Raw genomic sequence first — 12,027 nt, forward strand, 5'->3', positions numbered from 1 at the left:
CCCAGCAGTTATAGACGCAGATCGGCGCGGATGCGCTGCAAATGGTGGGCGAAATCGCCGGCGTTCGTCTCGCCCACCACGCGGGCTTCGGTTTTTTCGCTGCCGTTCGCGGCGAAGAACAGCAGTGCGGGAGGTCCGAACAACTGATAGCGGTCGAGCAGGGCCCGCTGTTCGGCGCTGCTTTGGGTGATATCGAAGCGCACCAGCCGGTATTCCTTGAGCAATGGCAGCACGTTCGGCGCATTGAGCACCTCATGCTCGATGACTTTGCAACTGATGCACCAGTCGGCGTACCAGTCCAGCACCAGCGGCTGGCCGGCGGCTTTGGCCTCGGCCAGCACCCGGTCCAGTTCGGCGGGGCTGCTGAGGGTCTGCCAGGTGTGCGTAGCCGCCGGGGCGATCGCGGCGTTGTGGGCCACCGGCAGGGGCCGCAGCGGGTCGCTCTGGCCGCTGAGTGCGCCATACCAGCAGGCCAGTGCGTAGACCAGCAGGAACAGACCGAGCAACTGCGCCAGACGCTGGGCCGGCGTCTTGCTGCCGAACTCCAGAGCGCCAAGGAACAGCGCCACGCCAGCGGCCAGCAGGCCCACCAGCAACAAGGTGATTTCGCCAGGCAGTACGCGGCTGAGTAGCCCGATGGCCAGTCCCAGCAACAGCACGCCGATGGCGTTTTTCACCGTGACCAGCCAAGGCCCGCTTTTCGGCAGCCAGGCTGCGCCGCCGGTGGCGACCAGCAGCAGCGGGGCGCCCATGCCGAGGCCGAGTGCGAACAGCTTCAGGGCGCCGCCGAGGGCATCGCCGCTGGCGCTGATGTACAGCAGTGCGCCGGCCAGTGGCGCCGAAACACAAGGCGAAACCAGCAGGCTCGACAGCACGCCGAGCACGGCCGCGCCCAGCAGCGAACCGCCCTTGGTCTTGCCGGCGAGACGGTCGAGGCGGTCGTTCAGCGCCTGGGGCAGCTTGAGCTCGAACAGGCCGAACATCGCCAGGGCGAAAACCACGAAGAACAAGGAAAACGGCACCAGTACCCAGGCCGATTGCAGGCGCGCCTGCAGGTTGAGGCCGGCACCGAACAACCCCATCAGCGCGCCCAGCAGGGCGAAGCAGGCGGCCATCGGCAGCACGTAGGCCAGCGACAGTGCCAGCCCGCGCAGGCCACCGACCTGGCCGCGCAGGACCACGCCGGAAAGGATCGGCAGCATTGGTAGCACGCAGGGCGTGAAGGTCAGGCCCACGCCTGCGAGGAAGAACAGCAGAAGGCTTTTCCAGTGGTTGTCGGCACTAGCGGGCGTCGCGCTGGTCGGGGCGGCGGCGCCTTCGCCGTCGATGCTCAGGCGTTCGGTTTCAGGCGGGTAGCACAGGCCCTTGTCGGCACAGCCCTGATAGGTGACCAGCAAGGTGAAGGGGCGTTTGTCGTCGGTGCGTGGCAGGTCGATGTCGAGGATGCCATGGTAGACCTCGACGTCACCGAAGAACTCGTCGTGCTTGGCCTCGCCCTGCGGCAATTGGACGCTGCCCAATTTGATGTCGGCGGGCTCGGTGCGGAACTGGAAGCGGTGGCGATACAGGTAATAGCCTTCGCTGGCAACGAAACGCAGCTTGATCGACTGGGCGTCGCCCTGGATCAGGTTGAGCTTGAAGGCTTCGCGCACCGGCAGGAAATCGGCGCTGTTGTTCAGGGAAGGAGCGCCCAGCGTGGCGCTGGGGCGGCTGTCGAACAGGCCGGTAGCCGTTGCGGGCAGGGCAAGGGCCAGCAGCAGGAGGCAAAGCAGACGACGCATGATGGGCTCGCGGGGTGGGGCGGAAATTCCCGCATGATAGCCGACTCGGGGATTTGCCGTGTTGCTGATGGCCTCATCGCTGCATGGGTATCTACACATCGTGCAGTCAGGCACAACTCCAGGTGGGAGTGGCTTCAGCCGCGATTGGCCGCGCAGCGGCCACAAAACCTGTACTCCCGGTATCCCAGAAAAATCGCGGACTCAGGTTCTACGACGGCTGCGCCGCCGATCGCGGCTGAAGCCCCACTGGCCCTGAAAGCTACTTACAAACGGAACGCCCGCACCGCCGTATTCAGCTCACCGCCAAGGCGCAACAACTGTTCACCCTGGTCCCGCCCTTCGCCGATCCGCTGCAGGTTGTCTTCGCCCAGGTCGTGAATCCGCTCGCTGTGGTCGCGGATTTCGCTGACCGCGCCGCTCTGCTGTGCCGTGACGTCGGCGATGCGGGTCGCGGTGTCGGCGATGGTCTGGATCGCGGTGACGATTTCGTCCAGCGCACCGTCCGCCGCCTGGGCCTGGTTGGCGGTGGCTTCGGCGTGTTCGAGCTGGGCGCGCATGCCGTCCACCGACTCCCGCGCCGCCTGTTGCAGGCGAGTGATAAGCGTCTGGATTTCGCCGGTGGCACCCGTGGTGCGCTGGGCCAGGGAACGGACCTCCTCGGCCACCACGGCAAAGCCGCGGCCCATCTCGCCGGCCCGCGCGGCCTCGATCGCGGCATTGAGGGCCAGCAGGTTGGTCTGCTCGGCAATGGCACGGATCACGGTGAGCACACCGCCGATGGTGGCCGACTCCTGGGCCAGTTCCTCGATCATCTGTGCGTTGCCTTGCACCTCGTCCACCAGCTTGCGCAACCCTGTCAGGCTTTGGCCGATCACCGCCTGTCCTTGCTCCACCGCTTCCCCGGCCTGGCGGCTGGCGTCGGCAGCCTGGCTGGCGTCGCCGGCAACCTGGACAATAGTGGCCTCCAGCTCGCCGAGGGCATCGCGGATCTGCGCGGTATCGCCGGCCTGGCGCTCGGCGCCGTCATGCAGCGCACTGCTCATGCCGGCCAGGGCGTGGCTGCTGCCGGCGACCTGCTCGGCGTTGTGGCGAATGGTCCCGACCAGTTCAACGAGGTAGTCGCGCAGGCGGTTCAGCGAGTCCTGGATGTCGTGCATCTCGCGGTTGCTCGGTGGCAGGGCGATGGGTTTGCTGAAGTCGCCGCTGGCCCATTCCGACAAGGCCGGATCGAGGTTGGTCAGCACCCGTGCCAGGCGCCGCTGCAGGCGGTCGATCACCAGTGCGATCAGCAGGATCAGGGCGATCATCAGACCTTGCATCAGACGCACCTCGCCCTGGATCTGGCTGTGCTGGCTGCGCACCCCGGGCTCCAGGTCGGCGATGGCCTGTTGCACGGCAGCGATGCGCGACTGGGTGGTGGCGGCCAGTTCGGCGCGGCGCTGGATCTGCTCGCGGGTGCGCTGCAGTTCGGCGGGATAACGGCTGGTCAGGCTGTTCAGTTCGCGGCGCAGGCCGATGGCGGTGTCTTCGGCCTCGCTCTTGCTCTCGCTTTCCAGGCCCATCATCGCGGCGAAGTCATCGGAGCCGGAGGCGCTGGCTTCCTTGACGCCCAGCAGGGGCAGCGCATCGAGGATCTTCGCCTGGGCAATGATCAGGTTCAGCTCCCGTTCGACTTCCTCGGCCAGTTCGCTGCGGCCACTGCTCACCAGTTTGTCGCGGGCCAGGGACAGCCGGCTCAGGTGCAGGCCGGCCTCGAACAGCGGTGGGGTGTAGCGGGGCGCCTCGCTGTTGTTGCTGTTCTGGCTGTAGCGCAGCCATTGCTCCAGGTTGGCGCCCAGTTCGCGTTCGGCCTGCAGCAGCAGCGCCTGGGGATCACCGGCCAGCTTGCCGGCGGCCAGCAGCTCGTTGCTGGTGAAGGCGGCGAGGCTGTCCAGGCTCGGGCGCACGCTCTGGGCCAGCTCCTCCGGCAATTGGCCCAGTTCTTCCTGCAGTTGCTGGGTGGCCTGCAGGGCGGTGGCATGCTGCAGGGCGTCGCCGCTGGCGAGGTAGGTCTGGATGTTGCGCGCCACTTCGTTCTGGAACTGCTGGGACAGGCCCAGGTAACGCTCCATCAGCAGATAGGGCCGCTCCAGTGCGCGCTGCGACCACCACAGGGTGGCGCCCAGGGCGAGGCAGACCAGAACCAGTAACAGGGTATTGAGATTGGTGAGCAGCTTGAGGCGCATGGGCGTGACTACCAACGGCTGGATGGTGGCAAGTCACTGAACTTATTGCGTTTTTATGACGGGGTTATGACGAAGCGGGCCATCCGGTCAAAAAAAGTGGCCATTTGACTTCATGGCTCGACGCGAATCACCTGATTGCGTCCCGCGGCCTTGGCCCGGTACAGCGCTTCGTCGGCGGCGGTGGCCATGCTCAGCGCGTCCAGTTCGTCGCTCAGCGCCACCACGCCGGCGCTGAAGGTGCAGAACAGGTCCTGCGGCTGCGCCGGGTAGTGGATCTCGGCGAAGCGCCGACGGATCTCGTCGAGCACTTTGTGCGCCGAAGCGATATCGGTGTTGGGCATGACGATGGCGAATTCCTCGCCGCCGTAGCGGCCGATGAAATCGGTCTTACGCAGGCGTTGCTTGAGGAACAGCGCCAGGCTCTTGATCACCCGGTCGCCCATGGGGTGGCCATGGCTGTCGTTGACCTTCTTGAAATGGTCGATGTCGAGCATCGCGAAGCTCAGCGGCCGCTCTTCGCGGCGGGCGCGGAAACTGCAGTCTTCGAGCAGTTGCAGGATATGCGTGTGGTTGTACAGGCCGGTTAGGCTGTCGCGGACCATCCGGGCCTTGAGGTTGCGCGCGCGGGCGGCGCGGTTGCGCACCGTGGTGATGAGGTGGCGGGAACGAATCGGCTTGGTCAGGAAGTCGTCGCCGCCCTCGCTCATGGCGTCGAGTTGTTTGTCCAGGTCGTCCTCGGCGGACAGGTAAATGATCGGCACGCTGACATAGCGGTCGTTGTGACGGATCACCTTGGCCAGCTCGGTACCGGTACAGGCCGGCATGTACATATCGAGGATGATCAGGTCGGGCTGGAAGTCGGCCAGCTCGGCCATGGTCTGAATCGGGTCGGTGAGGGTGCGGGTGACGATGCCGGCGTTGTTCAGCAGGCGCTCGGTATGCAGCGCCTGGGCGCGGGAGTCGTCGATGATCAGCACGCGAAACGGCTCGTACTGGGCGACACTGGTGAGCAGTTCGACCTTCTCCAGCAGGCTCGACGCCTCGAGCGTGCCGGTGAGAAATTCCTGGCCACCGGCGCGCACGGCGGCCAGGCGGGTCGGCGTATCGGTTTCGTGGAGGCTGAAGAACAGCAGCGGTACGCGCTGTTCCAGCCCTTGCTGGGCCTGCTCGGCCAGCGTTAGACCGAGACCGGGACCGCCGAAATCCACGTCCATGACAATGGCCGACGGCAGCCGCTCGTTCATCGAGGCGCGGAACGCGTCGGCGCTGTCCAGTGCTTCCACGCCCAGGCCGAAGAATTCCAGTTGCTTGGCCAGGCGCTCGGCGCGCTCATGATCCTGCAGCATCACATAGACCGGTTTGCGCAGTGGCGGCAGCGGCGTCTGTTCCAGACGATCGCCTTGGCGCAGACCGGTGCGCGACAGGCGCTGCATGAGGCGGTTGAGTTCGTTGATCAGGGTGCTGCTCAGGCGTGCGCTGTTGGCCTCGACCGCTTCGAGGGTCTGGCCGATGGCCTGGGCAAGCTGGCTGTGTTCGGGCTGCTCGAAGCGCTCGGCGTAGCGCTGCAGGCGCAGGTTGGCTTCGCACAGTTCGCCCAGATCGCCGGTGGACCATTCGCTGCGTTGCAGCCGTTGCCAGATCTCGAGGATCTGCCGGGCCTGGTGAATGACCCGCTGGGCAAAGTGTTGCTTGAGTCGCTCGCGGCTGGGGTCTTCTGGCTCGGTCATGTCCTGACTACTTCTTAAGGAAAGGTGAGGCAGTTCGAGTGATGGCTCTATGCTAGCACTACTTTTTCTGCAAACGAGTGCCTTGCATCAATTTTTTGACGCCGGAGACACATTCATTTCCAGACCGGACAGTCGCTTATGCGATCGGCTGCCCTTGCTTTATAGTGCTGGCACTCAGGCCGCCCCGGCGCAGGGGCATCCGTGGACAATTCCGGATGCCGTGGCACCATTGCCCGCAGGTTGCGGTCGAACCCTGGAAATGCCCTGACCGATAAGGACAACGCCATGCTGGACTGGAAAAACCGTACAGGCAGCGCGCAAGCGCGCGAGGATCGCAGCGCCGGCCGCTCCACCCGCAAAGACAGCTACTTTCGTGGCCTGCTGAGCCGCTCGCTGGGGGTGGTGGTCGGCCTGTATCTGCTGGTGACCATCGCCCTGGGCTGGTACTGGAGCCAGGAGCCGGCGCTGTTCCCGGTGCAGCAGGGCGCCCAGGCCGCTGCCGAGAAGAATGGCCAGCAGATGGTGGTTGGCTACACCACCATCGAAACCCTCAAGACCGTCGCCGGCACCCTGCTGAACAAGCCCGGTGGCTACATTTCCAACGACCGCTTCCCGCCGGGCCTGTGGATGGACAACATGCCGAGCTGGGAGTACGGCGTGCTGGTCCAGGTGCGCGACCTGTCCCGCGCCCTGCGCAAGGACTTCGCCCGCTCGCAGTCGCAGTCCACCGAAGACGCCGATCTGGCCAAGGCCGAGCCGCGCTTCAACTTCGACAACAAGAGCTGGATCCTGCCGTCGAGCGAATCCGAGTTCGAGGAAGGCATCAAGTCGCTCAATCGTTATCAGGCGCGTCTGGCCGCTGGTGACCAGGGCGCCATCTTCTATACCCGCGCCGACAACCTGAACAACTGGCTGGGCGATGTCGCCACGCGCCTGGGCTCGTTGTCCCAGCGCCTGTCGGCCAGCGTTGGCCGGGTCAAGCTCAACAGCACACTGAAGACTGAAACCGTAGTGCCCGGCCAGGCGCCGCAGGTGGACGAAGAACTGGTGGAAACCCCGTGGCTGCAGATCGACAACGTGTTCTACGAGGCCCGTGGCCAGGCCTGGGCGCTGTCGCACCTGCTGCGTGCCATCGAGGTGGACTTCGCCGACGTACTGGCCAAGAAGAACGCCACCGTCAGCGTGCGCCAGATCATTCGTGAGCTGGAAGCCTCGCAGGAAGCCCTGTGGAGCCCGATGGTACTCAATGGCAGCGGCTTCGGCATGTGGGCCAACCACTCGCTGGTCATGGCCAACTACATCTCCCGGGCCAACGCGGCGGTCATCGACCTGCGTCAACTGTTGTCCCAGGGCTGATGAGCATCAGCCAAGCGGAGGCGGCGCACCGGGCCGCCTCGGACCTGGAGCGGGTCGCCTGGGTCGACGAAGACGATCAACTGCTGGGCGACCTGCCTCGTGCCGAACTGCGCGAGCGCGGGTTGATCGGGCGCTGCACCTTCATCCTGCTGTTCAATGGCGTCGGCCAGTTGTGCATCCACAAGCGCACCCTGAGCAAGGCGCTGTATCCCGGTTACTGGGATGTGGCCGCCGGCGGAATGGTCGCGGCGGGTGAAGACTATGAAGCTTCGGCGGCGCGCGAGCTTGAAGAAGAGCTTGGCGTGAGCGGCGTGGCGTTGCGCGCCCACGACCGCTTCTTCTTCGATCTGCCGGGTAACCGGCTCTGGTGTGCGGTGTTCTCGGCGGTCTGGGACGGGCCATTGCGGCTGCAGCCGGAGGAGGTCAGCGAGGCCCGTTTCGTCAACCCGGAGGTGGTCTGGGAAGAGTCGCAGACACTGCCGTATTGCCCCGACTCGCTGGCCGCGTTGGCGAGAGCCCTGGGCCGTCAATCCTGACGTCGCGAAAATTGTCCAAAATGGCGCAGTCCTGTACTTAGCAAGCGGCACATTTGCCGTTACACTGCGCGGCCTTTTTCACCCTGCCGCCTCGTCGTGGCAGGTGCGCTGCCCCTGCCAGAGTGGGGCTTCGCGGTCGTGGCCCGTCCGGGTCGGCGACCAGTTTTTTGTCCTCAACTGCGAGGATCAAAAGTGGCCAAGAAAGCCTCATCCTTTTCCGCCCTCGGCGGCCTGGTGTTCTCCACCGATGCAGGTCGGCACTGTCCGGACTGCAACCAACCCGTCGATGCCTGCACCTGCAAGCAGTCGGTCATCCCCGAAGGTGATGGTATCGCCCGCGTGCGCCGCGAAAGCAAAGGCCGCGGCGGCAAGACCGTGACCACCATCACCGGTGTTCCGCTCCCCCTGGAGCAGCTCAAGGACCTCGCCAGCACGCTCAAGCGTCGCTGTGGAACCGGTGGCGCGTTGAAAGACGGCGTCATCGAGATCCAGGGCGACCACGTCGAGTTGCTGCTGGCCGAGCTGATCAAGCAGGGTTTCAAAGCGAAAAAATCCGGCGGCTGACTGCACGCCTCGTTGTCGTTCGTTCGCTGCTTTCGCAGGCGGGCGAGGGGGCGGGGCACCCGGGGACTTTTCGTCCGGCGTCTAAACTCGTTGCCTTGTGAAGGGTCTATGCCTGAACAGGGGAAATCGTCATTTTCATTTTCTACACTGCGCCATCCCGCTTGGCCGGTGTTACCTGACTTTATTGAATAGGGGACTTCGATGTCCGTACGACGCACACGCAAAGACGATGGCAGCCAATGGACCGTGGCCGACAGCCGTAGTGTTTATGGGATTCGCCATTGGGGCGCAGGTTATTTCGCCATCAACGATGCCGGGCGTGTCGAAGTGCGCCCCAACGGCCCGGGCAGCGCCCCGATCGACCTGTTCGAGCAGGTCGACGAGCTGCGCAAGAGCGGCCTGTCGCTGCCGCTGCTGGTGCGCTTCCCCGACATCCTGCAGGACCGCGTGCGCCAACTGACCGGCGCGTTCGATGCCAACATCGCGCGCCTGGACTACCAGAGCCAGTACACCGCGCTGTACCCGATCAAGGTCAACCAGCAGGAAGCGGTGATCGAGAACATCATCGCCACGCAGAACGTCTCCATCGGCCTGGAAGCCGGCTCCAAGCCGGAACTGCTGGCGGTGCTGGCGCTGGCGCCGAAGGGCGGCACCATCGTCTGCAACGGCTACAAGGACCGCGAGTTCATCCGCCTGGCGCTGATGGGCCAGAAACTCGGCCACAACGTGTTCATCGTCATCGAGAAAGAGTCGGAAGTGGCGCTGGTGATCGAAGAGGCCGCCGAGCTCAAGGTCAAACCGCAGGTCGGTCTGCGGGTGCGTCTGTCGTCGCTGGCGTCGAGCAAATGGGCGGACACCGGTGGCGAGAAATCCAAGTTCGGCCTGTCGGCGGCGCAACTGATCTCGGTGGTCCAGCGTTTCCGTGATGCCGGTCTCGACCAGGGCATCCGCCTGCTGCACTTCCACATGGGTTCGCAGATCGCCAACCTGGCCGACTACCAGCACGGCTTCAAGGAAGCCATCCGCTACTACGGCGAGCTGCGTGCGCTGGGCCTGCCGGTGGACCACATCGATGTCGGTGGCGGCCTGGGCGTGGACTACGACGGCACCCACTCGCGCAACGCCAGCTCCATCAACTACGACATGGACGACTACGCCGGTGTCGTGGTCGGCATGCTCAAGGAGTTCTGCGACGCCCAGGGCCTGCCGCACCCGCACATCTTCTCCGAAAGCGGCCGCTCGCTGACCGCGCACCATGCCGTGCTGGTGGTGCAGGTGACCGACGTCGAGAAACACAACGACGAAGTGCCGACCATCGAGAACAAGGAAAGCCTGCCGGAAACCGTGCAGTGGCTGGCCGATCTGCTCGGCCCGACCGATCTTGAGATGGTCACCGAAACCTACTGGCGCGCCACCCACTACATGAGCGACGTGGCCGCCCAGTACGCCGACGGCAAGATCACCCTGTCCGAGAAAGCCCTGGCCGAGCAGTGCTACTTCGCCGTGTGCCGGCGCCTGCACAACTCGCTCAAGGCGCGCCAGCGCTCGCACCGCCAGGTGCTGGACGAACTGAACGACAAGCTCGCCGACAAATACATCTGCAACTTCTCGGTGTTCCAGAGCCTGCCGGACACCTGGGCCATCGGCCAGGTGCTGCCGATCATCCCGCTGCACCGCCTGGACGAAGAGCCGCTGCGCCGTGCCGTACTGCAAGACCTGACCTGCGACTCCGACGGCAAGATCAACCAGTACGTCGACGAGCAGAGCATCGAGACCAGCATGCCGGTGCATTCGGTCAACGAGGGTGAAGACTACCTGCTGGGCATCTTCCTGGTCGGTGCCTACCAGGAAATCCTGGGCGACATGCACAACCTGTTCGGTGACACCGACTCGGTGAACATCTACCAGAATCCGAACGGCAGCGTGTACCACGCCGGCATCGAGACCCACGACACCATCGAAGACATGCTGCGCTACGTGCACCTGTCGCCGGAGGAGTTGATGACCCACTACCGCGACAAGGTTGCCAGCGCGCGGATCACGGCGCGTGAGCGGACCCAGTTCCTCGATGCGCTGCGCTTGGGGCTGACGCGGTCTTCGTACCTGTCGTCGTAAGCTTGCAACTGGCCGGCCTCAAAGACCTGTGGGAGCCGGCTTGCCGGCGATGGCGTCATTCCAGACCGACACTGTCGTCTGTGCCGACCTCATCGCTGCATGGGTATCTACACATCTCGCAGTCAAGCGCAGAGCATTAGGCTACTAGGATCCGGTGGGAGCGGATTCATCCGCGAACGGCGGCGAAGCCGTCGTAACGCCTGAATCCCCGGTCTGACTGATACAGCCGGGATACCGGTTTTGGGGCCGCGTTGCGGCCCTTCGCGGATGAATCCGCTCCCACAAGATCGTGAACTGCGCCCCGGATGTTGGACACCCATCCAGCACCGGGGTGTTTTAAATGATCAAGTATTCCAAGCAGTTCAAGCTGTCCGCCATCAAGGCCTTCCTCAAGCGAGGCCGGGGGTTTCGCCACGTGGCCAGCCAGTTTCAAATAGATCCCACCCTTCTGCGGCGCTGGGTCGTGGCTTACCAGCATCACGGCGTGGCCAGCCTCAAACGCTCTCATCAGCGCCACAGCGCCCAGTTCAAACTCACCGTGCTTCATCGCATGCTGAATGAACAACTGTCTCATCGTGCTGCCGCAGCGCTGTTCAATCTGGGTAATTCGAGTCAACTGGGCAGATGGCAGCAGCAGTATTACAGTGGCGAGCTTACAGCCCAGCTTTCAGCGAAGAAGAGACCGCCTCGTACCATGTCCAAGCAGCCCTCCAAGCCCGATGAAACCTCGGTAGTACCTGACGAGGAGCTCTCGGTCGCCCAACTGCTGCGCAAGATACGCAAGCTTGAAGCGGAGAACGCCTACCTAAAAAAGCTCGAGGAATTAGACGAGGCCAAACTCAGGCAGAAGAAAGCCACCACGAAAAAGCCCGGCTGATTGCCGAACTGCACTCGAGTCATTTGCTGGCCGACCTGCTAGACGCTGCAGGCTTGGCACGTGCCACCTACTACTACCAGCTCAAGACCATCGGAGCTGAGGATAAATGTGCCTCGCTGAAAGCCTCGATCCAGGACATCCAGCACCATCACCGTGGTCGCTATGGCTATCGCCGTGTCACCGCGACTCTGCGTCAGGAAGGTCAGTTGGTGAACACCAAGAAAGTACGCCGCCTGATGAACGAACTGGACCTCAAATGTACGGTGCGACCCAAGAAATACAGGTCATACCGTGGCCTGATGGACGAGGCATCACCCAATATCTTGAAACGGGAATTTACGGCTGATCAGCCCAACCAGAAGTGGGTGACAGATGTTACGGAGTTCAAGGTCGCTGGCGAGAAGCTCTACCTTTCGCCGATTCTGGACTTGTACAACGGGGAAATCGTCGCCTACCAGACTGACACGCGACCGCGCTATGCCCTGGTGGGAACAATGCTTGAGCGTGCACTGAAGAAACTCCCGACTGACAGCAAACCGATGTTGCACTCGGACCAAGGTTGGCACTACCGATACCCTGACTACCGCCAGCGCTTGAAGGATACGGGCCTGGAGCAAAGCATGTCGCGCAAGGGCAATTGCCTGGACAACGCCGCGATGGAGAGCTTTTTTGGCACGTTGAAAGCGGAGTATTTCTACCGGGAACACGTCAAGACAATCGACCAGCTCCGTGCTGGGATTGATGAGTACATTCGTTATTACAACCATGAACGTATCAAAATGAAGCTTGGCGGCCTGAGTCCTGTGGCTTACAGAAACCAGGCCGCGTAGCTTTACGCACCTAATG

8 protein-coding genes are annotated in these 12,027 nt (G+C 63.6%); 5 read left to right on the top strand and 3 right to left on the bottom strand.

Annotation, left to right across the window (positions count from 1 at the left end; translation table 11 throughout):
* Nucleotides 1–8: 8 nt before the first annotated feature.
* The 3 genes from AC05QJ_RS04410 to AC05QJ_RS04420 all read right to left on the bottom strand — a co-directional run bounded on the left by AC05QJ_RS04410 (nt 9) and on the right by AC05QJ_RS04420 (nt 5,733).
* Nucleotides 9–1,880 carry a protein-disulfide reductase DsbD gene (locus AC05QJ_RS04410; protein ID WP_476745769.1) on the bottom strand — a complete coding sequence of 624 codons (1,872 nt, stop codon included), beginning with the start codon at nt 1,878–1,880 and terminating at the stop codon, nt 9–11.
* A gap of 164 nt (nt 1,881–2,044) precedes the next feature.
* On the bottom strand, nt 2,045–4,006 hold the full coding sequence (locus tag AC05QJ_RS04415; protein WP_476745770.1) for a methyl-accepting chemotaxis protein: 1,962 nt from the start codon (nt 4,004–4,006) through the stop codon (nt 2,045–2,047).
* Nucleotides 4,007–4,116: 110 nt separating this feature from the next.
* Complete coding sequence (locus AC05QJ_RS04420) at nt 4,117–5,733, bottom strand: diguanylate cyclase (RefSeq protein WP_476745771.1); 1,617 nt, start codon at nt 5,731–5,733, stop codon at nt 4,117–4,119.
* 285 nt (nt 5,734–6,018) lie between these two features.
* On the opposite strand from AC05QJ_RS04420, the gene AC05QJ_RS04425 reads away from it, so the two are divergent.
* From AC05QJ_RS04425 to AC05QJ_RS04445, 5 genes are all read left to right on the top strand, one after another.
* Entirely contained in the window at nt 6,019–7,089 is a 1,071-nt protein-coding gene (locus tag AC05QJ_RS04425; protein ID WP_476745772.1) for a DUF2333 family protein, read from the top strand.
* The gene (locus AC05QJ_RS04430; protein WP_476745773.1) at nt 7,089–7,625 is read left to right on the top strand and encodes an NUDIX hydrolase; all 537 of its coding nucleotides are present in this window, start codon (nt 7,089–7,091) and stop codon (nt 7,623–7,625) included. The genes AC05QJ_RS04425 and AC05QJ_RS04430 overlap by 1 nt, the downstream gene beginning before the upstream one ends.
* Nucleotides 7,626–7,817: 192 nt before the next feature.
* Complete coding sequence (locus AC05QJ_RS04435) at nt 7,818–8,189, top strand: translation initiation factor Sui1 (RefSeq protein ID WP_476745774.1); 372 nt, start codon at nt 7,818–7,820, stop codon at nt 8,187–8,189.
* Nucleotides 8,190–8,390: 201 nt separating this feature from the next.
* Nucleotides 8,391–10,304 carry an arginine decarboxylase gene (gene speA / locus AC05QJ_RS04440; protein ID WP_476745775.1) on the top strand — a complete coding sequence of 638 codons (1,914 nt, stop codon included), beginning with the start codon at nt 8,391–8,393 and terminating at the stop codon, nt 10,302–10,304.
* A gap of 340 nt (nt 10,305–10,644) precedes the next feature.
* Nucleotides 10,645–12,011 (top strand): IS3 family transposase gene (locus AC05QJ_RS04445; RefSeq protein WP_476742730.1). Its coding sequence is split into 2 segments (ribosomal slippage): nt 10,645–11,124 and nt 11,127–12,011, totalling 1,365 coding nucleotides; the frame shifts between segments, so codons are not numbered across the junction.
* Nucleotides 12,012–12,027: the final 16 nt, after the last annotated feature.

Source organism: Pseudomonas sp. TUM25319 (assembly GCF_056388475.1).